Below are 25,920 nucleotides of genomic sequence, written 5' to 3'. Positions count from 1 at the left end.
GCTCAACACCCCGGCCGGAAATTGAGCAATCTGCCCAGCGCCGGAGCTGGTGTGCGAGGGAGAGGCGAGCACAATGCCCCAGGACGGCTTCGTCGACGCGGTGGACGCCCGGATCCTGCTGGAACTGGCCGAGCACCCGCGCGCGACGACGCTCGCGATCGCCGACCGGGCGGGGATCTCCCGCAACACCGCGCAAACCCGGATCGCGCGGCTGGAGGCCGGCTCGCTGGACTCGTTCGAACGGCGGATCTCACCGGCCGCGCTCGGGTACCCGCTGACGGCGTTCATCACGGCCCAGGTGACGCAACGGCTGCTGGATGAGGTGGCCGCCGCGCTCGCCGGGGTGCCCGAAGTGCTGGAGGTGCAGGGGATCTCCGGGCCGGTCGACCTGATGGTGCACGTGGTGGCGCGGGACGCCGACGACCTCTACCGGATCGCCGGGCTGATCCTCGCCATCCCCGGCGTGGAGCGCACCAACACGGCCCTGGTGATGCGCCAGCTGGTCGACTACCGGATCAAGCCGCTGCTCCACCAGGCGGCGGGGCCTGGCTAGCGCCCCGGGCGGCCGCGCTCGCGGCGGATGCGCAGGAGTACGCCGAGCACGAAGCCGAACACCGCGCTGCTCGCGACGGGCAGGAACCACGGGGCGCTCGGGTAGATGCGGAACCCGAGGATGACGCAGACGACCAGCACCACCGCGCCCACCGCGGCGGCCGTGTATGAGCGCCGTCGAGCCACGTGCCCTCCCGCGCCTGGGCTACCTCACGCGGGCTCGGCGGAAACGACCGCGGCGGCCGGGTGTGCGCGAGGGCGAGCCATCTGCCCGGGTGGTGTCACGCCAGCTCGGCGAAAACGACCGCGGCGACCGTCTATGAGCGCCGCCGAGCCGGCTGCCTGGGCTGGGTCACGCCAGCTCGGCGGAAACCACCGCGGGCAGCTCGCGCAGGCGGGCCAGCAGCTGGTCGATCTCCTCGCCCGGCAGCAGGACCGCGCAGACCATGCTGCTCTCCCGGACGCCCTCGCGGATGTCGACCGACAGTTCGTGCACCGGGCGGCCCTGCTGGGACAAGGCGCTGATCAGGGCGGGAACCTGCGTGGCGCCGCCGGTGAAGTAGGTGGCGATGCGGCGCCGGACGAGCATCGTCGAACGCGGGGCCGGGGTGTGGAACGTGCTGACGGACATGGCGGATCTCCAGGAAGATCGAGAAACCGGACGGATCCGGGCCAGGTCCCGAAAAGAGCGATCGCCGACACTGCGCGCCGGCGACCTGGGTTCAGCCGACGCGCCGGGTTACGAGTCGCTGGGACGTCAGGCGCTGCACGGCGACAGGCTAACACGACACCTCTCGGATCGACGAGACCCTTGATCGTGAACGCCGCGTGGGGCAGGTCCCTGTCGGCCCTCGGCCACTACCCAGGACCGGGCCACGCGCCAAGCCACGCGCCCGCCCTGGTCAGCGCACCACCTGGTAGCGCAGGTGGGTCGCGTCGTGGCCGTCCAGCCGGCGGGTCAGTCGTAGTTCGGCGGCGTGGCCATCGAACAGGCGGCGGCCCGCGCCGAGCAGGACCGGGACCAGGTGGATCTCCAGTTCGTCGAGCTGCCCGGCGGCCAGCAGCGCCTGCGCCGCGCCCGCGCCGTGCACCAGGATCGCCTGATCGCCCGCCGCGGCACGGGCGTCGGCGACGCAGGCGGCCACCTCGGTGTAGTAGCGGGCGCTTCCCGGGGGCTCGTCGTCGGGGTGGTGGGTCAGGACGTGGATCGGCACGCCGTCGTGGTGGTCGCCCTGCCAGCGGCCGGCCAGCTCGAACGTCCGCCGCCCGGTGATCACCGCCCCGGTGGCCATCGCCTCGGCGACCACCTGGCCGTCCGGGCCGGGTTCGTTCCGGTGGTCCAGCCAGTTGAACAACCGCCCGCCGCCGCGCCCCAGCTCCTGGCCGGGGCGATCGTCGGGGCCTGCGATGTAGCCGTCCAGCGACATGGCCATGTACAGCCGGGTCAGTGCCATCGGACCGTCCTTCCGCTCGGGTGTCTCACCACCACGTCGGACGGCGGCGCCGGTTTTCGACAGCCCGCTACGCCTCGTTGCCGGGGGAGAGGTCGCGCACCGACTGGAACCCGAGCTGCGGGCCGAGGCCGGTCGCGCTGGTGCCCTCGACCGGGCGCAGCAGCAGGCCGACGTGGTCGCCGGTGTCGTGCCGGGACAGGATCTCGCCCGCGAACCAGCCGGCGCAGTCGTCGAGCACGGGGACGCCGCCCGGGCCGGGGTGCCAGGCGCAGCGGGTGAACTTGTCGGTGTCGAAGCCGGTGTGGCTGCCGAACAGCTCGGCCAGCCCGGAGACCGAGGTGTCGAGCCGGTGCACGACGACCGTCGACGCCCCGGCGGCGACCTGGAAGGTGTGGTTGTTCTTCGACAGCCACACCATGAACCGCGGCGGGTCGATGCTGCACTGCGCGGCGAACCCGACGAGACACCCCGCGCGCCGCCGCCCGTCGGTCGTCGTCACGACGAACATCGGGTAGTCCAGCGCGCCGACGACCGTCTCGAACCCCTCAGCTGCCACGGCTCAGTTCTACCCGACCGGACAAGTCCGACACCTGGAACGCGGCCGGCCTCCCGCAGTCCGAACTGGACGGTGGGGTCACGCATGCGTTGCGCGTGATCCGGATCACCGGGTGTCACGGCTTTCGGTTGAGCGGTGTCTTCAGGGCGAGTTGCTGTGGACGGAAGGGAAATCCCATGAACATCGCCCTGTGGATCGCCGCCGGGATGCTCGCCGCGGTCGCCCTCGCCGGGGGCTTCACCAAGTCGTTCCTGCCGGTGGAAAAGCTGGCCGCGGCGCACGGCGGGGAGTGGACCGGGGACGCCGCGCCCGCGTTCGTGCGGACGCTCGGCGTGCTGGAAATCCTGGCCGCGATCGGGCTGGTGCTGCCCGCGCTGACCGGGGTCGCGCCGGTGCTGGTGCCGGTGACCGCGGTGTGCTGGGTCGGGCTGATGATCGGCGCGATGATCACGCACCTCCGCTACGCGGGCGGCGCCCGGTTCGCCGGCCTGAACCTGATCTACCTCGTGATCGCGGTGTTCGTCGCGTGGGGCCGCTTCGGGATCGCACCGTTCGCGGGGTGAGCGGGCCGATTTCCGCGTACCGTGCGGACCGGGCTTGTCGAGGACAGGAGGATGGGATGCCAGCGAGCGTCATCGACCGCCGTGACGGCCGACCGGACGGCGAGAACTGGACCGAGAACTTCGAAGAACTCCCCGGCGGCGCGGGGATCTCCATCATCCTGGAATCGACGTCGGAAGCCGGTGCGGGCCCGCGCCTGCACCGGCACCCGTACGCGGAGACGTTCGTGATCCGCCGCGGCAGCGCGGTGTTCACCATCGGAGCCGACGAGGTCGCCGCCAGGGCCGGTCAGGTGCTCGTCGTCCCGGCCGGGACGCCGCACAAGTTCACCACCGGCCCCGACGGCTACGAAGCCGTGCACATCCACGCCGGCCCGCGCTTCGTCACCGAGTGGCTCGAGTAGGGGGCACGGTCAGCACCAGCTTGCCGAACTGGTCGCCCGCCTCCAGTTCGGCCAGTGCGCGCGGGCCCTGGTCCAGCGGGAAGGTGCGGTGGACCACCGGCCGGATCCGGTGCTCGGCCACCAGGGCGAGCATCTGCCCGAACTCCCGCGCGCTGCCCATCGACGTGCCCAGCAGGCTGATCTGCCGGAAGAACATCTCGCGCAGCGACACGGTGACGTCCGCGCCCGTCGTCGCGCCGAGCGACACCAGCCGCCCGCCCGGGCGCAGCACCGACAGGCACCGGCCGAACGTGGCCGAGCCGACGCTGTCGATGACGAGATCCACCGGCTTCCCCAGCGCCTCGCGCCAGTCCTCGGCGCTGCCGATCGCCCGGTCCGCCCCCAGTTCGAGCGCCCGGCGGCACTTCTCCGGACTGCGCGAGGTCACGCTGACGGTGGCGCCGGCTGCCTTGGCCATCGCCAGTGCGAAGGTGGCCACCCCGCTGCCGATCCCGGGCAGCAGCACGTGCTCGCCCGCGCGCAGCCCGCCGCGCGTGAACAGCGCGCGGTACGCCGTCAGCGCGGCCAGCGGGAGGGCCGCCGCTTCGTCCCAGCCGAGGTGCGCCGGTTTGGGTGCCACGTTCTTCGCCGGCACCACGACGTACTCGGCGAACGTGCCGTCGGTTGGCACGCCCAGGATGGCGGGGACCTCCGGCACGTCGCCCGGCTCGTCCCAGTCCAGCGAAGGGTTGACGACGACCTCGGTCCCGGGAGCCACGTTCACGCCCGGACCGGCCGTGGCGACCACGCCGGCGCCGTCGGAACCCAGCACGACCGGCGCGTCGCCGGCACCGCGCGCGTCGACGAGGAACAGGTCGCGGTGGTTGAGACCGGCCGCGCGGAGAGCGACCACGACCTCGCCCGGTCCAGGCCGCGGCGCGGGCACCTCGGCCACCCGCACACCCGTGAGTCCCGTCGCGTTCCCGTGCACCACCGCCGTCATCGTTGTCACGTCCGCGAAGCTAGCAGCGGCCCGTCGCGCGCCTCCAATGATCGCGAACCGTGTCACAGCACGGGTTTTTCAGATCGTGAACCGCCGTCACTCGAGCTCGGCGTCGAGGGTGATGGTGGTGCCCGCCAATGCGGCGGAGACCGGGCACGTCTCCTTGGCGTCCTCGGCGATCTTCCGGAAGTCGTCCGGGCTCGCGCCCGGCACCGTCGCGCGGACCGCGAGCGCGATGCCCTTGATCTCGTACCCGCCACCGGACTTCGGGCCGAACGACACCGTCGCCGTGGCCCGGATCCGCTCCGGCGGGGTGCCCGCGCGTCCGAGCAGGCCGGACAGCTGCATGCAGTAGCACGAGGAGTGCGCTGCGGCGATCAGCTCCTCGGGGCTGGTCTTGCCGCCGGCTTCCTCGGCACGGGCGGGCCACGAGACCGCGAACGTGGTCAGCTCCGACGTGTCGAGGCTGGTCTCCCCGGACCCGCTCGGCAGGTCGCCGGTCCAGGTCGTGGTGGCTTGACGGTCGGTCATGGCGGACCTCCTCCGGTTCGTGCGCTGCACACGGGCGAGGCCGCGGCGCGGCCAGGGCGGTCACGGGTGGCCGGCGTGGGCGGCTGGAGCGCGCGCCGTGCACACCTGACCTGTCTCCGGCCCGGTCAGCAGACGCTCCAGATTGTCCTCGAACCCGTCCGCCATGCGCCAGTCCGCCGCGAGCGTGAACAACGTCCGGCCGTCCGCGCCGCCCAGGGCGCACGCGAACCCGGCCCGGTCCAGTGGGACGGTGGCGAGCACCGCGCCGCCCTCGGCGACCCGGGTTCGTCGCCCTGATCAGGGCGGACGCCAACCCGGTCAGCAGAACGTCGCTCGTCGTTGCCGCTCCTCACAGTCGAGGGAACCCGTTCACCGGCTACCCGGACGGCGGCCGGCCGGATCGGAGCCGATCAGCGACATCCCGCTCAGGTCGCCGTCCACCGCCCGCACCTCCCGCAGGCACAGCTCGCGCAGGTCGATCACCATCGGACTGGGATCCCGGGACACGTCGCGGCGGGTCAGCACCGCGAAGGCGGCCGCCACGTCCGCCGGCGTCGGCGGGCACGGCTCACCCTGGGCGCGCGGGCTGGTGGAGCGCAGGAACGCGGACAGGACCTCGACGATGGTCGCCTGGTCCCGCGGCGAGTCGACCGCGATCCGCTCCAGCGCGTAGATCCCCCCGAGCCGCCGGTGCAAGTTCGCGGCGCCCTCGGCGCCCAGCTGGTCGACGGCGCGGGTGTAGCGGTCGGTGATCTGTCCCTGCCGGGCCACCTCGATCTGGTCCCGGGTGGCCTGCAACGAGATCGCGGTGAACACGAGCGCGCCGAGCGCGGTCACCGTGGTGACCATCCCGCCGATGCGGGACCAGCGGTCCGCCGCGCGGGAGCCGGCGGCCGCGGGGCGGGGCAGGCTCCGCGACCACAGCACCCCGGCGGCCACCAGCGCCACGACGGCCGCCACCAGCGGCCACCACTCGGTGAGGAACGGCCACCACGACGTCGCCGCCGGAGTCAGCTGCCAGCCGAGGGCGGCGACCGCCAGCACGACCAGAGCCAGTGCCGTGCGCCGGGCCCGGCGCCGGGTCCGGAGGTCGCGCTCCCGGCTCCGCAGCGCGTCACGCGCGAGATCTTCGTCCACGTGCGGTAGTCGCCACGCCACAGCCCGGCGTAACCGGCCGGGTCGTCAGACCTTGACCGACGGGCGCCCCGGGGACAGCGCGCCGGCGGCGATGGCGGCCACCGCGGCCGTCACGGCGAACACCAGGAACCCGCCGCGGAAGCCGGCGAGCGTCTCCGCGACCAGGCTCGCCGCCGCGACGCTCGACACCACCGCGGCCCCCAGCGAAGCCCCGAACTCGTGGAACGTGCTCACGATGCCCGACGCGATCCCGGCCTCGTGTGGCGCGACCTGCCCCAGTGCCGTCGCCGACGCCACCACGAACAGCACCCCGGTGCCGGCGCCCGCGACCGCGATGCTGATCGCGACCACCGCGGCGTTCATGACCAGCGCGGGCACCGTCAGGCCGATCGCGGCGACCAGCAGCCCGGCCACCGCGAGCGGGCGCGCGCCGAACCGCCCGATGACCCGCCCGGTGAGGTTCGCCGCGGCCATCGTCAGCAACGCCACCGGCAGGAACAGCAACCCGGTCACCAGCGCGTTGAACCCGCGCTCCTGCTGGAAGTAGAACGTCCCGAGGAAGAACACCGCGACCGTCAGCGCCGTCGCCATCAGGATGAGGAACGTGCCCGTCGCCACCGGACGGCGGACCAGCAGCCGCACGTCCATCAGCGGCGCCTTCGTCTTGCGCTGCCACGCCACGAACGCCACGTACCCGACCGCGGCCGCCAGCACCAGCCACCCGGTCGTCGCGGTCAGCCAGCCCTGGTCCCCGGCGTTGATCAGGGCGTACACCAGCGCCCCGGACGAGGCGGTGACGAGCAGCGCGCCCAGCACGTCCAGCCGCGCGCCCGGGACCACCGGCGCCGTGCCGGGCAGCATCCGTGCCAGCGCGACGACGATGACGAGCCCGATCGGCACGTTGATCCAGAACACCCACGGCCAGCCCGGCCCCGCGGTGAGCAGCCCGCCCAGCAGCACGCCGAGAGCCGCGCCGCCGCCGCCCAGCGCCGACCACACGCCCAGCGCCTTGTTCCGCTCGTCGCCGTCGAAGAGCCCCACGACCAGCGACAACGCCGCCGGCGACAACAGCGCCGCGCCGACGCCCTGCGCGATCCGGCCGCCCAGCAGCACGGCCGACGACCCGGCCAGCCCGGTCACCAGCGAAGCGACCGTGAAGACCACCAGCCCGGCGAGCGCGATCCGCTTGGCGCCGGCGAGGTCGGCGAGCCTGCCGCCGAGCAGCAGCAGCCCGCCGAAGGTGAGCGTGTACGCGCTGACCACCCAGGTCATCGCCTCGCGGCTCATGCTGAGGTCGGTCTCGATGTGCGGCAGCGCGATCGCCACCACCGTGACGTCGAGGATCAGCATCAGCTGGGCGACCCCGAGGAAGCCGAGGATGCGCCACCGCAGCGGGTGCGCACCGGGTCTTGCGAACGAATCCGACATCATCTTCTCCGGTTAACTCGTACGACGAAGTACGACTTACAACCGTCATGCTAACTCGTACATTCCCGTACGAGCTAGACTTCGGTGGTGAGCACTTCCGCACGACCGCGCCGGCGCGCCGACGCCGAGCGCAGCATCGCCCGCATCGTCACCGCCGCCAGGGAGGTGCTCAGCCGGGATCCGGACGCGAGCATCGACGACATCGTGAAGGCCGCCGGAGTGGGCCGGATGACGTTGTACGGGCACTTCCCCAATCGCGCGGCGCTGGTCGAGGCCGCGCTCGCCGACGCCATCCGGGCAGGCGAGGAGGTCCTGTCGGAGGTCGACCTCGACGGCGACGCGCGGGACGCACTGGCCCGGCTGATCGGGCCCAGCTGGTCGCTCGTGGCCGAGTCGACGAAGCTGCTGCAGGCCGCCGAAGGTCTCCTGCCCGCGGCGCGCATCCGCGAACTGCACGGCGATGCCGCGAATCGGGTCGAGGACCTCATCCGGCGGGGCCGGCGGCAGGGCGTGTTCCGGACGGATCTGCCGGTCACGTGGCTGGTCAACGTCGTGCACTACGTCCTCAACGGGGCCGCCGAGGAGAACCGCGCCGGACGGCTGAGCGCGACGGAGGCGCCCGCCGTGGTGAGCGCGACGGTCCGGTCGTTGCTGGCGCCGCCGGACTTGCGTTGACGTTCGCGTCAACCCGCAGAATCGCGCCCGTGTTCACGGAAGCAGAACTGGATTACCTGAAGTCCCAGCCGCTCGGCCGGCTCGCCACGGTGTCGCCGGGCGGGCAGGTGCAGAACAACCCGGTCAACTTCTTCGTCGCCGACGGCGCGATCGTCATCGGCGGGCACGCGCTGGGGGCGTCGAAGAAGTTCCGCAACGTCCAGCGGGGCAGCACGGTGTCGTTGGTGGTGGACGACCTGGCGACGGTGGACCCGTGGGCGCCGCGCGGGGTGGAGATCCGTGGCAGCGCGGTGGCGCTGACCGACCAGGAGCCGCCGGTGCCGTACTTCTCGCGGGAGATCATCCGGATCACCCCGGCGCGGATCATCGCGTGGGGACTGGACGGTCCCCGGGCGAGCCGGTCGGTGGGGTGATCACGGCCGCTAGGCTCGACCGCCACCGGCGAAGGGAGTCCAGTGCCGATCGAGCACGAAGCCAAGGTCCTCGACATCGACCCCGGGAGCGTCGCGGCGCGCATCCTGCGTGCGGGCGGCGAGCGGATCGGAGGGACGCGGCTGATGCGCCGCTACGTCTACGACGTGACGCCGGGGGACCGGTCGAAGTGGATCCGCTTGCGCGACACCGGCGACGAGACGACGTTGTGCGTCAAGGAAATCCGCAGCGACGCCATCGACGGCACGCACGAGGCCGAGGTGACGGTCGGCGACTTCGCGGGCGCTCAGGAGTTGCTCGGCCTCCTCGGCTTCACGCCGAAGTCCTACCAGGAGAACCGCCGCACGAGCTTCACCCTGGACGGAGCGCGGCTGGAGATCGACGAGTGGCCGCTCATCCCGCCCTACCTGGAGATCGAAGCCGCCACGGTGGCCGACGTCGTGCGGGTCGCGGGCCTGCTCGGCTTCACGGAGGACCGGTTGACGGGCGAGAACACGATCAAGGTGTACGCGCGCTACGGGATCGACCTGGCATCGATCCCGCGGCTCCGCTTCTGAAGAGGAGTTGGCGTGGGGCGGCTCGCCACTCCCACCCGGCACACCACCCGCCCGTCACAAGCCGGTCACGCGACCGGCCTTCCGCGGCCGTCGCGGGGCGGTGGCGGATGCTCACGCGGGCTGGCCTTCCGCGATCAGGTCCTCCAGCGTCAGGCCGGCGCCGAGGGCGTGCTCCGCGGCGTAGGTTTCCTCGTCGAGAGCCGTGCGGGCCTTGGTCTCGATGCGGTCGACGTCGCCGCGTTCGGCTGGGGGGAGTGGGGTTCCGACGGAGCGGCGGGCGTGGTCCGCGGCCCCCAGCAGCCGGGCCGCCAGCGTGGGGGCTCCGGTCAGGGCGTGGGCGCCGGCGAGGCCTTCGAGCGCCAGCGCTGTCGCCCGGGGGTCCGCGGCCCGTCGGGCGATGTCCAGTGCTCGCCGGTGCCAGGTGAACGCCCCGTCGGCGTCGCCGCGGAGTTCGGCCACGAAACCCAGCTCGGCGCACACCAGGGTGTTGCCCGGCTCGTGCTCCACCAGCCCGTGCCAGTCCAGCAGCACCCGCAACTGCCGCTCCGCCTCGTCCAGCGCGCCCTCCCGGCGCGCGCCCAGCGCGAGGCCCGTCCGCGCGTACATCTCGCCCGGCGTGAAACCGCTTTCCAGCGCCACCCGCTCCGCGCGCTCGTGCAGGCGCCGCGCCTCGGCGAAATCCCCCGCGAGCAACGCGGTGCGGCCCAGCCACGACAGCTGGTAGGACACCTCCGGCCACAACCCCAGCTGCTCGGCCCGCCGCAGGCTCTCGGTGTGCAACCGCTCGGCGTCGGCATAGCGGCCCTCGAACTCGGCCAGCGTGCCCAGCGCGAACGACGCCTGCACCTGGCCCCACCGGTCACCGACCTCCGCGAAGATCGCGGCGCTCTCCTCCGCGGCCGCGTGGGCCTTCGCCAGCTCACCGCGTGCGATCAGCTGACTGGCCGAATCGGCGAGCCCCGCCGCCGTGCCCCACCTGTCACCCAGCGACGCGAACCCGTCCAGCGCCGCGCCGGTCAGCCTCGACGCCCCGGTCAGATCCGCAACCGTGCCCAGCACGTACCCCAGGAACCACAGCGCCCGCGACCGCACCGCCACGTCGGGGATCGTCGCGGCCTCCTCGGCCACCGCCGGGTCGACGCGCCCGCCGGCCAGCACGCCGAGCCCCGCCAGCCAGGCCCGCGCCGCGGCCCGGCGGCCGGGCGCCACCTCGCCCGGTACCGCCAGCGCCGCCCGTAACGAACGCAGCGCCTCGCCCAGCCGCCCGCGCAGGAACCAGTACCACGACAGGCTCGTCACCAACCGCAGCGCCTCGTCCGCCGCGCCCTGGCGGATCAGCGTGTCGAGCGCCGCCCGCAGGTTCGCCGACTCCGCGTCCAGCGTCTCCAGCCAGTGGCACTGACCGGTGCGGCGCAGCAACGGGTCCGCGCGTTCCGCGAGCGCCGTGTAGTGCCGCGCGTGCCGGGACCGGACCGGCTCGGTCTCGCCTGCCTCGGCCAGCCGCTCCAGGCTGTACGCGCGCACCGACTCCAGCAGCCGGTACCGCGGGCCCAGCTCCCCGTGCTCGCACACCACCAGCGACCGGTCGACCAGCCGCCCCAGCACGTCCACCACCGTGCCCGGCTCGCCCCCGCACACCTCCTCGGCCGCCTCCAGCCCGCACCCCTCGGCGTGCACCGCGAGCCGCCGCAGCACCTCACGCTCCGATGTGGACAGCAGCTCCCAGCTCCAGTCGATCATCGCGCGCAACGTCCGCTGGCGCGCCGGCGCGTCCCGGGCGCCCGTGGCGAGCAGGCGGAACCGGTCACCCAGGCGCGCCAGCAGCTCGTGCACGCCGAGCGCCCGCACCCGCGTGGCGGCGAGTTCCAGCGCCAGCGGCAACCCGTCGAGCGTGCGGCAGATCGCGGCGACCGCGTGCACGTTCCCTTCCGTGAGCGCGAACCCCGGCGCCGCGTCCGCGGCTCGCGCGACGAACAGCCGCACCGCGCTGAACTCCCGCACCGACGGCAGCACTTCCGCAGCCGGCCGTTCCCGGTCGGCGTGGCCCTCGGCGGGGATGCCCAGCGGCGGCACCGTCCACAATGTCTCGCCGGTGAGCCCGAGCGGTTCCCGGCTCGTGGCGAGGATCCGCAGGCCCGGCGCCGCGGCCAGGAGCCGGGCCGCCAGCGCGGCGACCGGCTCGACGAGGTGCTCGCAGTTGTCCAGCACCAGCAGCAACCGCCGGTCCCGCACCGCGTCCGCCAGCCGCGCCGTCAGATCGCCCGCGTCGTCCCGCACCCCGAGCACCGCCGCGACGGCCTCGGCCGGGCGCGCCGGACCGCGCTCGCCGAGCCCGGCGAGCTCCACCAGCCACACCCCGTCCGGCACCGCGAGCCCGCCGGCGGCCTCCAGCGCGAGCCGCGTCTTGCCGACCCCGCCAGGCCCGGTCAACGTGACCAGCCGCGCGTGCTCCAGGGCCTGCCGGACCTCGCGCACCGCCGCCTCACGCCCGACCAGATCGGTCAAGGGCACCGGCAGGTTCGACCGCGGACCCGGCGGATCCGGCGCCGGATCCAGGGCCGGGTCCTGGCGCAGGATCGCCTGCTGCAACCGCACCAGCTCCGGCCCCGGCTCCAGACCCAGCTCGCCGGCCAGCCGCTCCCGCAACGCCGTGTAGGAGGCGAGCGCCTCGCTCTGCCGCCCCGACCGGTACAGCGCCCGCATGTGCAACGCGCGCAACCGTTCCCGCAACGGGTGCTCAGCCACCAGATCGCCCAGCTCGCCCGCCAGCTCCACGTGCTCGCCGAGCGCCAGCCGGGCCTGCGCCAGCTCCTCGACCGCCGCCAGCCGCTCCTCCTCCAGCCGCTGCGCGTACCCGGCGGCGAACGGCTCCTCCGCGAAATCCGCCAGCGCCGGCCCCCGCCACAGCGCCAGCGCTTCGCGCAGCAGCGCGGCCGTCCGAGCCGGATCCCGCCCGGCCTTCGCCCGCCCCACCAGCGCGCGGAACCGGCGGGCGTCTACCGCGTCCTCCGGCGCCCGCAACGCGTAACCCGGCGGCTGCCGTACCACGAGCGCGCGGGCGCCCGGCTCGGCCGCCTCGAGCGTGCGGCGCAGCTGCGAGATCTTCGTCTGCAACGTGTTGGCCGGGTTGCCCGGCAACCGCTCGCCCCACAGGTCGTCGGCCAGGCGCGACACCGGGACCGGCCTGCCCTCGTGCACCAGCAGGTCGGCCAGCAGCGCGCGGACCTTCGCCTCCGGCACCGCGACCGCGGCGCCGTCGGCCGCCTGCACGGCGAGCGGACCCAGCACTGAAAACCTCACGCGACAGACAGTAGCGACGGGCACCGACAGAAAACCGTGCGCGAACCGTGCGAACGCTCCGGCACCTTCACGACATGACCACTGACACGCCATCCACCACGGTGCTCGGCCTCGGCGCCATGGGCACCGCGCTCGCCGGAGCGCTGCTGTCGGCGGGCCACCCGGTGACCGTGTGGAACCGGACCGCCGCCAAGGCCGACGCCCTGGTGGCCCGCGGCGCCGCGCGCGCCGCCAGCCCCGCCGAGGCCGTCGCCGCGAGCCCGGTCGTCGTCGCCTGCCTGCTCGACTACGACTCCGTCCGCGAGGTGCTCGGCGCCGGGAACCTGCAGGGCCGCACGATCGTCAACCTCACCAACGGCACCCCCGGCCAGGCTCGCGAGTTCGCCGAATGGGCCGCCTGCCAGGGCGCCGACTACCTCGACGGCGGCATCATGGCCGTGCCGCCGATGATCGGCGGCCCGGCCGCGTTCGTGCTCTACAGCGGATCCCGCACGGCGTTCGACCGCGCCCGCCCCGCACTGGACGTCTTCGGTGAAAGCGTCTACCTCGGCGAGGACGTCGGCCGTGCCGCGCTGACCGACATCGCACTGCTCACCGGCATGTACGGCATGTTCGGCGGCATCCTGCAGTCCCTCGCGCTTGCCACGTCGGACGGCGCGCCCGCCACCGGCTTCGCGCCGATGCTCACCCGCTGGCTGCAGGCCATGAGCGGCTTGGTGGACACCGCCGCGAAACAGATCGACAGCGGCGACTACGCCACCGGCGTCGTCTCCAACCTCGGCATGCAGGCCGCCGGTTTCGACAACCTCCTCCGCACCGCCGACGAACAGGGCGTCAGCGGCGAACTGCTCGCCCCGCTCGGCAGGCTGATGCGGCAGCGGGCCGCCGACGGGCACGCCCACGAGGACGTCGCAGGAATCGTCCACTATCTCCGGAAGGACAACGCATGACCAGCGCGACAGTGATCGGCCTCGGCCCCATGGGACAGGCCATGGTGCGGGTGCTGCTCGAGCACGGCACCGCAGTCACCGTCTGGAACCGCACGAAGAGCCGCGCCGACGACGTCGTCGCCCGCGGCGCCGTCCTCGCCGGCACGCCAGCGGAGGCGCTGAAGGCCGCCGGGCTGGTGATCCTCAGCCTCACCGACTACCAGGCGATGTACGACGTGCTCGGCGACGCCGGCGAGGCTCTGGCCGGACGCGTCGTGGTCAACCTCAGCTCGGACACCCCGCAGCGCACCCGGGAAGCCGCGGCCTGGCTCGCGAAGCGGGGCGCGACGCTGGTGGCCGGCGGGATCATGGTGCCCGCGCCGCTCGTCGGAGCCGAGGCCTCGTACGTCTTCTACAGCGGCCCGCGCGACGTCTTCGCCGAGCACGAGCCGGTCCTGCGGCACATCGGCAGGCCGGAGTACCTGGGGGAGGACCACGGCCTGGCGCAGCTCTTCTACCAGGCGGAGCTGACGGTCTTCCTCACCTCGCTGTCGGCGTACCTGCAGGCCTTCGCGCTGCTGGCGGCCGAAGGCGCCGACCCGGCGCGGCTGGTGCCCTTCGCCAGGGAGGTCTCGGGCCTGGCGGCGTCGTATCTGGACGAGACGGTGAGCCAGACCCGGGCGCGCGCCTACCCCGGGGACCTGAGCACGGCCACGATGATGGGCGCGACCGCGGAGCACATCCTGCAGGCGTGCCGGGACGCGGGCGTGGACCTCGCCCTGCCCGAGGCGGTCAAGTCGCAGTACGACCGCGCGATCGCCGCCGGCCACGGCGGCGACAACTGGACCAGCCTGTGGGAGGTCGTCGCGAAGCGGTGAGCCCGGCGCGGTGCTCGTGCCCGGCACGAGCACCGCGAGACCGGCGTCACCTTGATCGCCAAGACGAGCGTCGTTCGCCGGGCATGAGCCGGCCACGCCGTGGACGCGGCTGCAGCTGGCCTACTTCTCCGGCTACGCCATGTGGACCTACCTGACCGAGCCGGTCTCGCTGACCTTCCCCGGGGTGCGGGGCCGATCCACTGATCGTCGCACGGGACGACGGCACCGTCTCCCGCGGATGGCCCGGGAACGACCGACATCCAGCCGAGCGTCGGCCGAGCACCTCGGCCGGCGGGTGGCGGAGCAGGCCCTCGTGGTCGCGGCGGGCCGGGCCGCGCCGGCCGTCTGAAAAAACTTCGCGGGAGGTGTCGAATCCGGCGATGCTCGATCGATGCATTGACGAAAGCACCGTCGGATGAACCGAAGGAGTCCTCATGCGCACCCTGATCACCACCGCGTTCGTCTCGCTCGACGGCGTCGTCGAAGCCCCCGGCGGCGAGCCGGGCTACCGCAACGCCGGCTGGACCTTCCAGGGCATCGAGTTCGACGAGGCGGCCTACGAGATCAAGGCCCGCGAGCAGGGCGAGGCCACGGCGATGCTGCTGGGCCGCGTCAGCTACCAGGTTTTCGCCCCGGTGTGGCCGGGCATGACCGAGCAGTTCCCCGGCTACAACGCGATGCCGAAGTACGTCGTGTCGACCACGCTGAAGGACGAGGAGCTCGTCACCAACTGGGGCGAGATCACCATCCTGCGGTCGCTGGACGACGTGGCGGCGCTGAAGGAGACCGAGGGCGGGCCGATCATCGTGCACGGCAGCGCGACGCTGAACCGCAACCTGTCCGACGCGGGCCTGATCGACCGCTACCACCTGCTGGTGTTCCCGGTCCTGCTCGGCGCGGGCAAGCGCCTGTTCAGCGACACCGACAAGGACAAGCAGGGCCTGAAGCTGCTGGAGAGCGAGTCCTACTCGAACGGCATCCAGAAGCTGGTCTACGACGTGGTTCGCTGATCCAGCGGCAGGTCGGACGGCGGGATGCGCCTGCCGCGGTCGAACTCCTCGGCGAAGGCGGCTTCGCCGAGGAGCCGGCGCGCCGCGGCGGTGATGCGGTCCACGTCGAACCGTTCGGCCGCCGGCAGCGGCGCGCCCGCCGACTCCCTGGCCGCCGCGGCCACGCCGAGCAGGCAGGCCGCTTGGTCCGGTTCGCCGGCCAGCACGTGCGCCCCGGCCAGCCCTTCCAACGCGATCGCCACCGCGCGGGGGTCGCCGGTCGCGCGCGCCGCGTCCAGCCCTTCCCGGTGCAGTGACCACGCCGCTTCCGCGTCACCGCGCTGCTCGGCGGCGAACCCGAGTTCGGTGAGGGCGAACGCGATCCCGACCCGGTAGTTGATGCGGCGCTCCCACGCGAGCACGTTCCGCAGGTGCTCCTCGGCGACGTCGAGCAGGCCCCGGCGGCGGGCGGACATCCCGAGCCCGCCCCGCGCCAAGTTGATCCCCGGTTCGTAGGCGTGCTCCGTGGCCAGCCGCAGGGCCCGGCTGGACAGGTCCTCCGCAGCGGCGTGGTCCGAGCCGAGCAGGGCCAGCCGCCCGAGGCGGGACAGCTCGTGCGACGCCACCGGCCACAACCCCAGTTCCTCCGCCTTGCGCAGCGCTTCCCGGTGCAGCCGTGCGGACCGTTCGTGGTCGCCGCCGATCTCGGCCAGCACGCCGAGCAGGCTCGCCGTCTGCACCTGGCCCCACCGGTCGCCGAGGTCGGCGAACAACGCCGCGGCCTCCGCGCCGTCGCGCGCGGCCGCGTCCAGGTCGCCCCGCAGCATCGCCTGGTCCGCGCGCGCCCACAGCGTCGCGGCCAGACCCCAGCGGTCGCCGAGCTCCCGGAAGGCCGCGCCGGCGCGGTCGATCAGCGCCGCGGCGGCGTCCGGGGCGCCGCTGCGCCCGACGAACCCGAACAACCACTGCGCCCTGGCCAGTGCCGCCGCGTCGCCTGCTTTGGCGAGCACCTCGGCGCTGTCCCGCATCGGGTCGGTGTGCCTGCCGTTGAGGAACCCCATCGCCGCCTGCCACGCCGTCGCCTCCGCCCTGGCGCCGCCCGGCGCGTCCCCCGGCACGGCCAGTGCACGGGTGATCCACCGGTGCGCCTCCTGGTGCTTGCCGCGCAGGAACCAGTACCAGGCGGCGGCGTTGACCAAGCGCAACGCCGTGGCGGCGTCGTCCTGCCCGACGGCGGTGGTGAGCGCGGCCCGCAGGTTCGCCGACTCGGCGTCCATCCGTTCCAGCCACGTCCGCTGGTCGTGGCCGCGCAACCGGTCGGCGGCCTGTTCGGCGAACCCGGCGTAGTACCCGGCGTGCCGCTGGCGGATCAGCTCCGCCTCGCCCGACGCCTGAAGCCGTTCCCTGCCGTAGGCGGCGACGGTTTCCAGCAGGCGGTAGCGCGTGTCCCCGGTCGTGTCGGCCACGACCAGCGACCGGTCGACCAGGCCGGCGAGCACCTCCAGCACGTCGCCCGCCGGCTCGCCCGCGCACACGTGCTCGGCGGCCGCGATCGTGCAGCCGTCGGCGTGCACGGCCAGCCGCGACAGGACCGCGCGTTCGGCGGCCGACAGCAGGTCCCAGCTCCAGTCCATCATCGCGCGCAGCGTCCGCTGCCGGGCCGGGGCCGTCCGCCTGCCCGCGGTGAGGACGCGGAAGCGGTCCTCCAGGCGCAGGGCCAGATCGTGCACGCCGAGCGCCCGCACCCGGGTGGCGGCGAGTTCGATGGCCAGCGGGAGCCCGTCCAGCGTGCGGCAGATCGCCGCGACGGCGCGCTGGTTGTCGGCGCGGAGCGCGAACCCCGGGGCGGACGCGGCCGCGCGGGCGACGAACAACCGCACGGCGCTGGATTCCGCCAGCCGGGCCGGATCCGCGTCCGCCGGGCCGGGCAGGTCCAGGGGTGGCACCGGCCAGAGCCGTTCCCCGGTGACGCCCAGTGGTTCCCGGCTGGTCGCCAGGACGACGAGGCCGGGGGAGGCGCGCACCAGCGCCTCCGCCACTCGCGCCACCGGTGCGATCAGGTGCTCGCAGTTGTCCAGCACGAGCAGCAACCGCTTGTGCCGCAACGCTTCCGCGAGCCGTCGCAGTGGCGGCGTGTGCCCGGCGGCGGGCGGGAGGACCAGCGCCGCGTCGTCCCGGATGCCCAGTGCCGAGGTGACGAGGTCCGCGATCGCGGCGTCTGGGTCCCGGTCGCCGGACCGCGCGAACCCGGCGAGTTCGACCAGCCACGTGCCATCCGGGAACCGGTTCGCCGACTCGCGCGTCGCGGCCAGGGCGAGCTGCGTCTTGCCGACCCCGCCCGGTCCGGTCAGCGTGACCACCCGGTCCGCGGCCAGCAGGGCCGACACCGCGTCGATGGCCTCGGCCCTGCCGATCAGGTCGGTGACCGGTTCGGGGAGGTTGGTGACGGGCCGGCGCACGGGCCGCGCGGCCTCCAGCGCCGGGTCCCGCCGCAGGATCGCCTGGTGCAACCGGGCAAGCTCCGCGCCGGGTTCCAGCCCGAGCTCCTCGACGAGACGGGTCCGCAGCCGGTCGTAGGCCTCCAGCGCCTCCGCCTGCCTGCCGGCCTGGAAGAGCGCGCGCATCCGCAACCCGTGCAGTCGCTCGCGCAGCGGGTGCGCGGCGATGAGGTCGCCCAGCTCGCCCGCGACCAGGTCGTGCTCGCCGAGCGCGAGCCGCGCCTCGATCCGGTCTTCGAGCGCGGTCAGCCGCAGGTCGTGCAGCCGGGTGATCGCCGGGACGGCGAAGTGCGCGCCGGCGAAGTCGGCGAACGCGTCCCCGCGCCACAACGACAACGCTTCGCCGAGCAGGGCAGCGCGGTCCGCCGGCGACTCCGCCGCCCGTGCCGCCGTGACCAGGTTCGTGAACCGGTTCGTGTCGACCGCGTCCGGCTCCACGTCGAGCAGGTAACCGGCGGGCCGGGACACCACGAGTTCCCTGGCGCCGGGCGCGGCCCGCTCCAGCGCGCTGCGCAGCTGCGAGACCTTGACCTGCAGGGCGGCCGCGGGATCGCGGGGCGGGTCCAGCTCCCACAGGTCCTCGATCAGCCGGTGCGCGGGGACCGGCTCGCCGGCGTGGATGAGCAGGTCGGCCAGCAGCGCCCGGACCTTGGCCCCCGGGACGACGACGGCCTCCCCCTCGGCGGTCCGCACCTCCAGCGGACCCAGCACCCCGAACCGCACGCCGCCAGCCTACGGGCGCGGCGACCGTAAGCGGACGAAAAGGTCACGGTAAGCGCGGCCGCGCAGAGTCGGGCTCGAGAGCGACCACCCGACGAGGGAGTACCTGATGACTCACGACGCGAAGCCGGTCCGCGTGCTCGGAATCTCCGGCAGCCTGCGTGCCGCCTCCCACAGCACCACCCTGCTGCGCGGGCTGCGGACGCCGCCGGGCGCGGAACTGGACCTGTGGACGGGGCTGGCGGACGTGCAGCCGTTCAACGAGGACCACGAGGCGGAGCCGGGGCCGGGGGTGCTGGCCCTGCGCGAGGCGATCGCCGGCGCCGACGCCCTGTTGATCGCCACCCCGGAGTACAACAGCAGCCTGCCCGGCCAGTTGAAGAACGCGCTCGACTGGGCGTCCCGCCCGTACGGGGAAGGCGTGCTGGTGGGCAAGCCGGTGGCCGTGGCGGGCGTGAGCCCGAGCGACTACGGCGCCGAGTGGTCCCAGGCGGAGCTGCGGCAGGTGCTGTCCGCCATCGGGGCACAGGTGGTGGAGCGCCGCCTGTGCGTGCCCCGTGCGGACAACGCGTTCGACCCGGACGGCGTGCTGCGCGACGCGGACCTGCGCACCACGCTGGCCGCGCTGCTCGACGACCTCGCCGCCGCCGCGCGCGGGGCGCTGACCGGGGCGGGCCGGTCGTGACGACCTCGCCGGACCGGGCCGCGGCGGTGTCGCCGGCCCGGGCGGGCCGGGTGGGTGCGCCGTGGCTGGCGCTGCTGGCCGGGCCGCTGTCGCTGGGCATCGCGGGACCGGCCCTCGTCCTGGGGGAGGTGGCCGGTGATCTCGGCGTCGGGATTCCCGCGGCGACCTGGCTGGTGACGGCCTTCGGCTGGGGTGTCGCGGTGGGCACGCCGCTGATGGCCGGGCTGCTGGCCCGCCGGGGCGTCCGCGCCGTCCTCGCGGTGTGCGCGCTGCTCGTGGCCGCGGGCGCGCTGCTCGTGGTGGCCGGGCCGGCGCTGCCGCTGCTGGTCGTCGGGAGCGCGGCACAAGCACTGGGCTGCGCCGGGCTGACGGTGACGGCGATGAACCTCGCCGATTCGGCGCGGCGCATGGGGATCGTCACCGCCTCGCTCGCCGTGGTGGGCTCGGTCAGCCCGCTCGCCGGGCAGGTCGTCGCCGATCTGGCGTCCTGGCGCGCCACGCTCGCGCTGCCGGTGGTCAGCCTGCTCGCGGTGCCTGCCGCCGCCCGGCGCGCGATGCCGCCGGAGCCGCCGGGCTCCCGGTTCGACGTGCCGGGCGCGGCGCTGGTGACCGGGCTGGTCACCGCCCTGGCGGCCCTCCCGCACTGGCCTGCGCCCGCCGCGGCCGCCGCCGTGGTCACCGTGCTGCTGCTGATCGTGCGCCTGCGGGCCCGGCCGGACGGCTTCCTGCCCGCGGCGCTGGCCCGCTCGCCCCGGTTCCTCGGCCTGTGCGGAGTGGGACTGGCGCTCGCCGTGGTCAACTTCGGCATCCTGTACGCCGCACCCACGCTGCTGGCCCGGCACACCGGCTGGACGCCGGCGCAGATCGGCACCGTGATGGTGGTGCCCTACCTGCTCGGCGGCGCGCTGTCCTGGCTGGTGGTGGCGGCGTCCGGCCGGATGCGGCCCGGCGTGGTGACCGCGCTGCTGATCGGCGCGGCCACCGCGGCGACGGTGGTGGTCGCCTTCGCCGGCGCGACGCCGGTGCTGCTGGCGGGCATGGCGGCGGGGTCGCTCGCGGCGGCCTCGGGGCAGGGGGTGTTCGCGGTGTACGCGGGCGCGGTGGCCGAGGAGCACCGGCCGACGGCGGTCGGTCTGCTCAACCTCTGCTACCTGCTCGGCGCCGCCTTCGGCCCGGCGATCACCGCGCTGATGTCCGCTTAGGACACACCGTGCCGGCCGTAGGGCACCGCGCGGAGCAGCGTCACCCGCACCGTCGCGCCGCTCGGCACCGTGTACGTGCGGGTCTCGCCCTGGCGGGCGCCGGTCAGGGCGCGGCCCAGCGGCGAGCCGGGGGAGTACACCTCCAGGTCGTCGCCCGCGCCGTCGCGCACGCCGAGCAGGAACGTCTCCGGCTCCGGGTCGTCGTCGAACCGGACCGTCAGCACCATGCCCGGTTCGGCGACGCCGTCGTCGGGCGGCGTCTGCCCGACCACCGCGCGGCGCAGCAGGTCCTCCAGCTCACGCGTGCGCGCCTTTCGCTGCCGCAGAGCCATTTCCCGGTCTTCCGGATCGTCGTCCTCCGGGCCGCGCAACGCGGACAGCTCCGCGCTCAGGCGCGCGTACGCCTCCTCGGTCAGCCACACGGTGTCCATCGCGTTACCTCCTTCGTTCGGCCGGGCGGCGGTGCGCCGCCGGAGCAGCGTGGCGTTGGCGTCGTCGGCGAAACCGGCCGCGACGCGCAGCAGGATGTCCCGTTCCACGCGCAGCAGCGCGTTCTCCGCGCGCAGGAACTCCAGGTCCTCGGTGGATCCCATGGCTCACCGCAGCGGGTCGAACGGCCGCAGGGACTCCGGCTGCTTGCCGGTGACGACGTGTTCGGCGAGCAGCTTCCCGGTGACCGGCCCCTGCGTGAGGCCCCACATGCCGTGCCCGCCCGCGACGTACACGCCCGGCTCGGCGGTGGCGCCGATGATGGGGAGCCCGTCGCTGCTCACCGGTCGCGGGCCCACCCACGTGTCGCTGCGCTCGGCCCACCGCACGCCCTCGAAGAACGGCGCCGCGGACCGCACGATCGCCTCCACGCGCCGCTCGTCGGGCGGGTCGTCGGGGCCGCGGAACTCCATCGTCCCGGCCACGCGCATCGCGCCGAGGTAGGGCGTGCACGCGACGCGCACCGTGGGCAGGTACACCGGTTGCCGCAGCGGCGTCTCGGTGGGCACCGTGAAGGAGTAGCCGCGCCCGGCCCGCACCGGCACGCGCACGCCGAGTTTCCCGGCCAGGCGGCTGATCCACGCCCCCGTCGCGAGGACGGCGACGTTCGCCGAGAAGCTCACGTTGTCGCGAGACACGACCGTCACCGCGTGCCGGTGCGAGCGGATCGACCGCACGTCGAACCCGGCGCGGATGGTGCCGCCGCGATGGCGCACCGAGTCCGCGAGCGCCCGCACGAACCGGCCCGGGTCGACGTAGCGCTGGCCGGGCAGGTCGATCCCGGCGCCCGCGTGCCCGGACAGTTGCGGCAGTCGCGCGCGGACCTGCGCCGAGGTCAGGCCGGTGTGGTCGGCGCGGGCCCCGGCCGCGGTGAAGCGCCGCAGCTCGGCCAGCAGTCCCGCGGCCGCGCCTGCGGATTCGAACACCGCGGTGATCGGGGCCTCGACGCTCTCCGCCGCCACGCCACCGCGGACGAGGGTGTCGAAGGCGTCCAGGCAGTCGTCGTTCAGCGCCAGGTTCGCGGCCACCACGCGGCGCCACGCCGGCCAGGTGCAGTGCGCGGCGAACCGCAGCAGGAACGACCAGAGCGCCGGGTCCGCGGTCGGCGGCACGTGCAGGGGAGCGTCCCGCCGGACGAGCGAGGCGAGCCCGGTGCGCCGCACTGCCGGTTCGTTGAGCGGGATCGCCAGCCCGGGCGAGAGCCAGCCCGCGTTGCCCCGGGACGCGCCGGCCGCGACGCCCGTGCGGTCCAGCACGGTCACCCGCACCCCGTGTTCCTGCAGGAACCACGCCGTCGACAGCCCGACGATCCCCGCGCCGACCACGACGGCGGAGCGTGGTCCCTGAGCGCTCTCGTCCACCGGCAACCTCCCTGACTTTCGCCTCCCCCCGAGCATCGCCCGCCCACGGGAGCCACCGGATGTCCGGATCGCACAATTTGCCGGGTCGTGCTTGTAGGGTGGGCACATGGTCAAGCTGGACCGTCTGATCACGATCCTCGGCAGCTACGGCGCCCGCCTGTGCGGATCCGCCGACCGCGAGGCCGGGCTGCGCAGCGTCGCACTGCACGACCCGGTGCGCCAGGAGTCGCCGGCCGGCGACATCTTCCTCGCCGTCGGCGTGGCAACGGTGGCCGAGGCGATCCGGCTCGCGCGGCAGGCCAGGGCGGTCGTGCTGGTCGTGCGGACCACCGAGGACCCGGCGCCGGACCTGCTGCGCGACGCGGACGGGATCGCCGTGCTCGTGGTCGAGCCCAGCGTGTCCTGGAGCCAGGTCGCCGGCGTGGTCTACGGGCTGGTGCTGGAGGGGCGGGAGACCGAGTCCGGCCGCGGCCCGGCCGACCTGTCCGCGCTGGCCGACACGATCGCCGCCGCGGTCGGCGGGCCGGTCACCATCGAGGACCAGCTGTCCAGGGTGATGGCCTACTCCAGCGAGCAGCGCGAAGCCGACCCGGTGCGGCAGGACACGATCCTGGGCCGCCGCGTGCCGGACCGGGTGCGGGCGCTGTTCGAACGGCAGGGCGTGTTCACCCACCTCGCCCGGTCCGACGAGCCGTTGTTCGTGCCTGCCGCGCCCGAGCACGGTCTGCACGGGCGCTCGGTCGTCGCGGTCCGCGCCGGCCGGGAGCTGCTGGGATCGCTGTGGGTGTCGTGCACCGCCCCGCTGGACGCGGCGCGCGCGAGCATCCTCGTCGACGGGGCGCGCACGGTGGCGCTGCACCTGCTGCGGTGGCGGGTCAGCGCGGACCTCGAACGGCAGGTGGAGTCCGAGCTGGTCATCCAGCTCCTCGAAGGCGACCCGGACGCGGACGCGGTCGTCCGGAAACTGGGCCTGCCCGCGTCCGGGCTGCGGGTCGTCGCAGTGCGCGCGCACACCGAGGCCGAACGCAACGCCGGGCTGCTGCTGGCGTTCGAGCGGGCCACGACCGGGTTCGGGTGGTCGCGCGTCGGGCGCAGCACGTTGTTCGGCAACACCGTCTACACCGTGCTGCCCGCCGCCGATCCCGCGCCGGCGTTCCACTGGGTGCGGCAGCTGGTCGCCGGCCTGCCCGCGCACCTGCGGATCGTCGCCGGGGTCTCCGGGGAGTGCGAGGTCGCGGAGTTGCCGTCCGGGCGCCGGGAGTCCGACGAGTGCCTGACCCTGCACGACCGGCTCGGCCGCGGGGAAGCCGTCTGCTACGACGAATCCTGGCACCAGGTGCTGCTGCAACGCCTGCGGTCCGCCGCGGCGACCGGCCGGATCCCCGCCCGGAGTCCGGTGGCGCGGCTGGCCGGGCACGAGGCGCCCGAGTTGCTGCCGACGCTGCGTGCCTGGCTGGAGGCGCAGGGCGACCTCGGCCGCGCCGCGGCGGTGCTAGGCGTCCACCAGAACACGGTGCGCAACCGTTTGCGCCGCGTCACGGCGGCGGTGCCCGGCCTGGATCTGGACGATCCGGCGCAGCGCCTGGCGATGCTGATCGCCATGGCCGTGCACGAATAGTTCAGCAGCAGTGCTCGCCGCGCCAGGCTTCGCGGCCTTCCTTCACCGCGACCACGGCGATCACCAGCGCCACGACCGGATCGGCCCACCACCAGCCGAGCAGCGAGTTGAGCAGCAGGCCCACCAGCAGCACGCCGGACAGGTAGGTGCACAGCAGGGTCTGCTTGGAGTCGGCGACGGCGCTGGCGGAGCCGAGCTCACGGCCCGCGCGGCGCTGCGCGTAGGACAGGAACGGCATGACCACGAGCGACACCGCGGCCAGTGCGATGCCGACGGTCGAGTGCGCGGCCGGTTCCGCGCCGGCGAGGCTACGCACCGACTCGACGGTGACGTAGGCGGCGAGCGCGAAGAACGACACCGCGATCACCTTCAGCGCCGTCCGCTCGCGGGCCTCGGGGTCGGCGCCGGAGAACTGCCACGCCACGGCGGCGGCCGAGGCGACCTCGATCACCGAGTCCAGCCCGAAACCGATCAGCGCCGTCGACGACGCGACCGTGCCCGCGGAGATCGCGACCACGGCTTCGACGACGTTGTAGGTGATCGTGGCCGCGACGAGCAGCCGCACCCGGCGGGACAGCACGGCCCGCCGCCCGGTCAGCGTGGGTGTTCGGCGCCGTGTGGGATCGGCGAGCACCCTGCCCAGCCAGGCCTGCGCCGCGCCGCGCGTCAGCATGGGGAGAACGGTACAGCGATGGCTGACCTATTGGAAACGACGGGCCCGCGAGGCTACTTAGGATGGTCCACAAAGGTCTGGACCGGGCCGGCCCGGCGACCGCTGTCGACCAAAGTCCCGTCAGGTACCGGGTCCAACGGCCGTGGTCGCCGCGCCGGGGGCGGGCCAGGCTGGTGGAGTGAAGCAGGAACCGGAACCGCATCCCAGCCCGGCCGGCGAGCAGCCCGGCGACCACGACCTGGAGGTCGTCGAGGCGATCCTGGAGGTCGTCGCCCGCCACGGGGCCGGGCCGTACCCCGTCGACGACCTGGCGAGCCTCACCGGCCTCGACGCGGACGAGGTGTGGCGGGTGATGGAGCAGCTCGTCGAGGCCGGCCTGGCCACCCGGCACGGCCCGGCCGCGTGACGGGAGTGACGTTGCCGGCACGCGGGCGGTGTGTGCGAGGCTGCGGGTAGCCAGCGCACCAGCACCGGAGGAACCGAGCGTGACCGACCAAGCCACCACCACCTTCGCCGACGTCAGCCGGGTCGAGGAGGTCGCCCCGGGGCGCTTCACCGCCGCCGCCCACCCCGAGTGGACCATCGGCGGCAAGCCCAACGGCGGCTACCTGCTGGCGATGCTCGGGCGCGCCGCGACCTCCTCGGCGTCCCACCGGGACGTGCTCGCGGCCAGCGCGCACTACCTGCGCGCGCCGGAGCCGGGCCCGGTGGAGCTGGGCGTGGAGGTGCTGCGGACCGGCCGGTCGGCGAGCCAGGTGCGGGCCCGCCTGACCCAGAACGACACGTCGTGCGTCGAGGCGATGTTCACGCTCGGCGCGCTCGACGCGGAGTCGAAGCCGTACTGGGGCGAGGGCATGCCCGAGCCGGAGGGGCGCGAGTACGCCGACTGCGTCCCGGTCACCGGCCCGGCCGGAGGTGGTCCGGGGCCGGTCATCATGGACCAGGTCGACCTGCGCATCCAGCCCGAGGACCTGGGCTTCGGCCGGGGCGCCCCGAGCGGTGCGGGCGTGCTGCGCGGCTGGCTCGGCCTGCCCGGGGGAGCGGACTTCGACCCGCTGTCCCTGCTCTACGCCGTCGACGCCTTCCCGCCCGCGACGCTGGACATCGCGCTCACCGGCTGGGTGCCGACGCTGGAGCTGACCGCCTACGTGCGCGCGCTGCCCGCTCCCGGGCCGGTGCGGGTGCTGCACAAGGCGCAGCTCATCGAGGGCAACCGTGTGGACGAGGTGTGCCTGGTGTGGGACAGCCGCGGCCGCCTGGTCGCCCAGGCCACCCAGCTGGCCGGCATCCGCCTCGACCCGCCCGCCTGA

General features: G+C 74.2%; 28 protein-coding genes. 14 read left to right on the top strand and 14 right to left on the bottom strand.

From position 1 onward, the window contains the following. The first annotated feature begins 73 nt into the window (after positions 1-73). Positions 74-553, top strand: coding sequence for an Lrp/AsnC family transcriptional regulator (locus AMYTH_RS0115730; RefSeq protein WP_027931136.1), 480 nt, complete (start codon positions 74-76; stop codon positions 551-553). Here AMYTH_RS0115730 and AMYTH_RS48870 read toward each other — a convergent pair. From AMYTH_RS48870 to AMYTH_RS0115710, 4 genes are all read right to left on the bottom strand, one after another. Continuing rightward, positions 550-738 carry a hypothetical protein gene (locus AMYTH_RS48870; protein ID WP_157360613.1) on the bottom strand — a complete coding sequence of 63 codons (189 nt, stop codon included), beginning with the start codon at positions 736-738 and terminating at the stop codon, positions 550-552. The two genes, AMYTH_RS0115730 and AMYTH_RS48870, sit on opposite strands and share 4 nt — an antisense overlap. Positions 739-904: 166 nt before the next feature. Continuing rightward, positions 905-1,183 carry a hypothetical protein gene (locus AMYTH_RS0115720; protein ID WP_027931135.1) on the bottom strand — a complete coding sequence of 93 codons (279 nt, stop codon included), beginning with the start codon at positions 1,181-1,183 and terminating at the stop codon, positions 905-907. 271 nt (positions 1,184-1,454) lie between these two features. Continuing rightward, complete coding sequence (locus AMYTH_RS0115715) at positions 1,455-2,006, bottom strand: dihydrofolate reductase family protein (protein WP_027931134.1); 552 nt, start codon at positions 2,004-2,006, stop codon at positions 1,455-1,457. Positions 2,007-2,073: 67 nt separating this feature from the next. After that, positions 2,074-2,562 carry a flavin reductase family protein gene (locus tag AMYTH_RS0115710; RefSeq protein WP_027931133.1) on the bottom strand — a complete coding sequence of 163 codons (489 nt, stop codon included), beginning with the start codon at positions 2,560-2,562 and terminating at the stop codon, positions 2,074-2,076. 176 nt (positions 2,563-2,738) lie between these two features. On the opposite strand from AMYTH_RS0115710, the gene AMYTH_RS0115705 reads away from it, so the two are divergent. After that, on the top strand, positions 2,739-3,125 hold the full coding sequence (locus AMYTH_RS0115705) for a DoxX family protein (protein WP_027931132.1): 387 nt from the start codon (positions 2,739-2,741) through the stop codon (positions 3,123-3,125). Positions 3,126-3,181: 56 nt separating this feature from the next. Continuing rightward, the gene (locus AMYTH_RS0115700; RefSeq protein WP_051362693.1) at positions 3,182-3,526 is read left to right on the top strand and encodes a cupin domain-containing protein; all 345 of its coding nucleotides are present in this window, start codon (positions 3,182-3,184) and stop codon (positions 3,524-3,526) included. Here AMYTH_RS0115700 and AMYTH_RS0115695 read toward each other — a convergent pair. The 5 genes from AMYTH_RS0115695 to AMYTH_RS0115675 form a co-directional block, all read right to left on the bottom strand. After that, entirely contained in the window at positions 3,507-4,508 is a 1,002-nt protein-coding gene (locus AMYTH_RS0115695; protein ID WP_027931130.1) for a zinc-binding dehydrogenase, read from the bottom strand. The genes AMYTH_RS0115700 and AMYTH_RS0115695 overlap by 20 nt on opposite strands. Positions 4,509-4,604: 96 nt before the next feature. After that, positions 4,605-5,039 (bottom strand): OsmC family peroxiredoxin, encoded by a 435-nt coding sequence (locus AMYTH_RS0115690; RefSeq protein ID WP_027931129.1) that lies wholly within the window; start codon positions 5,037-5,039, stop codon positions 4,605-4,607. 60 nt (positions 5,040-5,099) lie between these two features. Beyond that, entirely contained in the window at positions 5,100-5,300 is a 201-nt protein-coding gene (locus tag AMYTH_RS0115685) for a hypothetical protein (RefSeq protein WP_027931128.1), read from the bottom strand. Positions 5,301-5,408: 108 nt separating this feature from the next. Then, complete coding sequence (locus tag AMYTH_RS49930; protein WP_027931127.1) at positions 5,409-6,176, bottom strand: hypothetical protein; 768 nt, start codon at positions 6,174-6,176, stop codon at positions 5,409-5,411. Between the two features lie 45 nt (positions 6,177-6,221). After that, on the bottom strand, positions 6,222-7,604 hold the full coding sequence (locus AMYTH_RS0115675; protein ID WP_027931126.1) for an MFS transporter: 1,383 nt from the start codon (positions 7,602-7,604) through the stop codon (positions 6,222-6,224). A gap of 87 nt (positions 7,605-7,691) precedes the next feature. Here AMYTH_RS0115675 and AMYTH_RS0115670 point away from each other — a divergent pair, with 87 nt between their 5' ends. The 3 genes from AMYTH_RS0115670 to AMYTH_RS0115660 are packed head-to-tail and all read left to right on the top strand — an operon-like array spanning position 7,692 to position 9,268. Beyond that, entirely contained in the window at positions 7,692-8,279 is a 588-nt protein-coding gene (locus AMYTH_RS0115670; RefSeq protein ID WP_228684792.1) for a TetR/AcrR family transcriptional regulator, read from the top strand. 29 nt (positions 8,280-8,308) lie between these two features. Further along, positions 8,309-8,692: a PPOX class F420-dependent oxidoreductase gene (locus AMYTH_RS0115665; protein WP_027931124.1), complete on the top strand. Its 384-nt coding sequence runs from the start codon at positions 8,309-8,311 to the stop codon at positions 8,690-8,692. Positions 8,693-8,734: 42 nt separating this feature from the next. Next, positions 8,735-9,268 carry a class IV adenylate cyclase gene (locus tag AMYTH_RS0115660; RefSeq protein ID WP_027931123.1) on the top strand — a complete coding sequence of 178 codons (534 nt, stop codon included), beginning with the start codon at positions 8,735-8,737 and terminating at the stop codon, positions 9,266-9,268. Between the two features lie 111 nt (positions 9,269-9,379). Here AMYTH_RS0115660 and AMYTH_RS0115655 read toward each other — a convergent pair whose 3' ends face one another. Beyond that, positions 9,380-12,568: a BTAD domain-containing putative transcriptional regulator gene (locus AMYTH_RS0115655; RefSeq protein ID WP_027931122.1), complete on the bottom strand. Its 3,189-nt coding sequence runs from the start codon at positions 12,566-12,568 to the stop codon at positions 9,380-9,382. 74 nt (positions 12,569-12,642) lie between these two features. Here AMYTH_RS0115655 and AMYTH_RS0115650 point away from each other — a divergent pair, with 74 nt between their 5' ends. The 3 genes from AMYTH_RS0115650 to AMYTH_RS0115640 all read left to right on the top strand — a co-directional run bounded on the left by AMYTH_RS0115650 (position 12,643) and on the right by AMYTH_RS0115640 (position 15,385). Next, a complete protein-coding gene (locus AMYTH_RS0115650; RefSeq protein WP_027931121.1) occupies positions 12,643-13,518 on the top strand; it encodes an NAD(P)-dependent oxidoreductase in 876 nt (291 codons plus the stop codon). Then, positions 13,515-14,375, top strand: coding sequence for an NAD(P)-dependent oxidoreductase (locus AMYTH_RS0115645; protein ID WP_027931120.1), 861 nt, complete (start codon positions 13,515-13,517; stop codon positions 14,373-14,375). The genes AMYTH_RS0115650 and AMYTH_RS0115645 overlap by 4 nt, the downstream gene beginning before the upstream one ends. A gap of 434 nt (positions 14,376-14,809) precedes the next feature. Further along, positions 14,810-15,385 carry a dihydrofolate reductase family protein gene (locus AMYTH_RS0115640; RefSeq protein ID WP_027931119.1) on the top strand — a complete coding sequence of 192 codons (576 nt, stop codon included), beginning with the start codon at positions 14,810-14,812 and terminating at the stop codon, positions 15,383-15,385. On the opposite strand, the gene AMYTH_RS0115635 is transcribed toward AMYTH_RS0115640, so the two are convergent. Further along, positions 15,367-18,585: a BTAD domain-containing putative transcriptional regulator gene (locus AMYTH_RS0115635; protein ID WP_027931118.1), complete on the bottom strand. Its 3,219-nt coding sequence runs from the start codon at positions 18,583-18,585 to the stop codon at positions 15,367-15,369. The two genes, AMYTH_RS0115640 and AMYTH_RS0115635, sit on opposite strands and share 19 nt — an antisense overlap. Positions 18,586-18,691: 106 nt before the next feature. Here AMYTH_RS0115635 and AMYTH_RS0115630 point away from each other — a divergent pair, with 106 nt between their 5' ends. Beyond that, on the top strand, positions 18,692-19,267 hold the full coding sequence (locus tag AMYTH_RS0115630; protein WP_027931117.1) for an NADPH-dependent FMN reductase: 576 nt from the start codon (positions 18,692-18,694) through the stop codon (positions 19,265-19,267). Beyond that, entirely contained in the window at positions 19,264-20,469 is a 1,206-nt protein-coding gene (locus tag AMYTH_RS0115625; RefSeq protein ID WP_027931116.1) for an MFS transporter, read from the top strand. Before AMYTH_RS0115630 ends, AMYTH_RS0115625 begins: the two co-directional genes overlap by 4 nt. Here AMYTH_RS0115625 and AMYTH_RS0115620 read toward each other — a convergent pair. Together AMYTH_RS0115620 and AMYTH_RS0115615 are read right to left on the bottom strand one after the other, a co-directional pair. Next, positions 20,466-21,062: a GreA/GreB family elongation factor gene (locus tag AMYTH_RS0115620; protein ID WP_084022601.1), complete on the bottom strand. Its 597-nt coding sequence runs from the start codon at positions 21,060-21,062 to the stop codon at positions 20,466-20,468. The two genes, AMYTH_RS0115625 and AMYTH_RS0115620, sit on opposite strands and share 4 nt — an antisense overlap. Before the next feature lie 3 nt (positions 21,063-21,065). After that, the gene (locus AMYTH_RS0115615; RefSeq protein WP_051362692.1) at positions 21,066-22,355 is read right to left on the bottom strand and encodes an NAD(P)/FAD-dependent oxidoreductase; all 1,290 of its coding nucleotides are present in this window, start codon (positions 22,353-22,355) and stop codon (positions 21,066-21,068) included. A 70-nt stretch (positions 22,356-22,425) separates the two neighbouring features. Between AMYTH_RS0115615 and AMYTH_RS0115610 the strand changes: the two genes are divergently transcribed. Then, positions 22,426-23,937: a PucR family transcriptional regulator gene (locus tag AMYTH_RS0115610; protein WP_027931113.1), complete on the top strand. Its 1,512-nt coding sequence runs from the start codon at positions 22,426-22,428 to the stop codon at positions 23,935-23,937. Position 23,938: 1 nt separating this feature from the next. Here the strand turns inward: AMYTH_RS0115610 and AMYTH_RS0115605 are convergent, their stop codons facing one another. Beyond that, positions 23,939-24,610 carry a cation transporter gene (locus AMYTH_RS0115605; RefSeq protein WP_228684790.1) on the bottom strand — a complete coding sequence of 224 codons (672 nt, stop codon included), beginning with the start codon at positions 24,608-24,610 and terminating at the stop codon, positions 23,939-23,941. 178 nt (positions 24,611-24,788) lie between these two features. Between AMYTH_RS0115605 and AMYTH_RS0115600 the strand changes: the two genes are divergently transcribed. Continuing rightward, positions 24,789-25,016: a hypothetical protein gene (locus AMYTH_RS0115600; RefSeq protein WP_027931111.1), complete on the top strand. Its 228-nt coding sequence runs from the start codon at positions 24,789-24,791 to the stop codon at positions 25,014-25,016. Between the two features lie 79 nt (positions 25,017-25,095). Next, complete coding sequence (locus AMYTH_RS0115595) at positions 25,096-25,920, top strand: thioesterase family protein (RefSeq protein WP_017981646.1); 825 nt, start codon at positions 25,096-25,098, stop codon at positions 25,918-25,920.

The sequence above is a fragment of the Amycolatopsis thermoflava N1165 genome, from assembly GCF_000473265.1.
In the GTDB taxonomy this organism is placed as follows: Bacteria; Actinomycetota; Actinomycetes; order Mycobacteriales; family Pseudonocardiaceae; genus Amycolatopsis_E; species Amycolatopsis_E thermoflava.
The sequence above is the reverse complement of the archived record's forward strand: the minus strand, read 5'-3'. Positions and strand labels throughout refer to the sequence as shown.

What these genes read in the sequence shown, in the direction of transcription:
- AMYTH_RS0115715 (WP_027931134.1), bottom strand. Translation starts at nt 2,006, where the DNA reads ATGGCACTGACCCGGCTGTACATGGCCATGTCGCTGGACGGCTACATC.
- AMYTH_RS0115645 (WP_027931120.1), top strand. Translation starts at nt 13,515, where the DNA reads ATGACCAGCGCGACAGTGATCGGCCTCGGCCCCATGGGACAGGCCATG.
- AMYTH_RS0115615 (WP_051362692.1), bottom strand. Translation starts at nt 22,355, where the DNA reads ATGCTCGGGGGGAGGCGAAAGTCAGGGAGGTTGCCGGTGGACGAGAGC.
- AMYTH_RS0115650 (WP_027931121.1), top strand. Translation starts at nt 12,643, where the DNA reads ATGACCACTGACACGCCATCCACCACGGTGCTCGGCCTCGGCGCCATG.
- AMYTH_RS0115730 (WP_027931136.1), top strand. Translation starts at nt 74, where the DNA reads ATGCCCCAGGACGGCTTCGTCGACGCGGTGGACGCCCGGATCCTGCTG.
- AMYTH_RS0115610 (WP_027931113.1), top strand. Translation starts at nt 22,426, where the DNA reads ATGGTCAAGCTGGACCGTCTGATCACGATCCTCGGCAGCTACGGCGCC.
- AMYTH_RS0115690 (WP_027931129.1), bottom strand. Translation starts at nt 5,039, where the DNA reads ATGACCGACCGTCAAGCCACCACGACCTGGACCGGCGACCTGCCGAGC.
- AMYTH_RS0115720 (WP_027931135.1), bottom strand. Translation starts at nt 1,183, where the DNA reads ATGTCCGTCAGCACGTTCCACACCCCGGCCCCGCGTTCGACGATGCTC.
- AMYTH_RS0115675 (WP_027931126.1), bottom strand. Translation starts at nt 7,604, where the DNA reads ATGTCGGATTCGTTCGCAAGACCCGGTGCGCACCCGCTGCGGTGGCGC.
- AMYTH_RS0115640 (WP_027931119.1), top strand. Translation starts at nt 14,810, where the DNA reads ATGCGCACCCTGATCACCACCGCGTTCGTCTCGCTCGACGGCGTCGTC.
- AMYTH_RS0115705 (WP_027931132.1), top strand. Translation starts at nt 2,739, where the DNA reads ATGAACATCGCCCTGTGGATCGCCGCCGGGATGCTCGCCGCGGTCGCC.
- AMYTH_RS0115700 (WP_051362693.1), top strand. Translation starts at nt 3,182, where the DNA reads ATGCCAGCGAGCGTCATCGACCGCCGTGACGGCCGACCGGACGGCGAG.
- AMYTH_RS0115620 (WP_084022601.1), bottom strand. Translation starts at nt 21,062, where the DNA reads ATGGGATCCACCGAGGACCTGGAGTTCCTGCGCGCGGAGAACGCGCTG.
- AMYTH_RS0115695 (WP_027931130.1), bottom strand. Translation starts at nt 4,508, where the DNA reads ATGACGGCGGTGGTGCACGGGAACGCGACGGGACTCACGGGTGTGCGG.
- AMYTH_RS0115605 (WP_228684790.1), bottom strand. Translation starts at nt 24,610, where the DNA reads ATGCTGACGCGCGGCGCGGCGCAGGCCTGGCTGGGCAGGGTGCTCGCC.
- AMYTH_RS0115630 (WP_027931117.1), top strand. Translation starts at nt 18,692, where the DNA reads ATGACTCACGACGCGAAGCCGGTCCGCGTGCTCGGAATCTCCGGCAGC.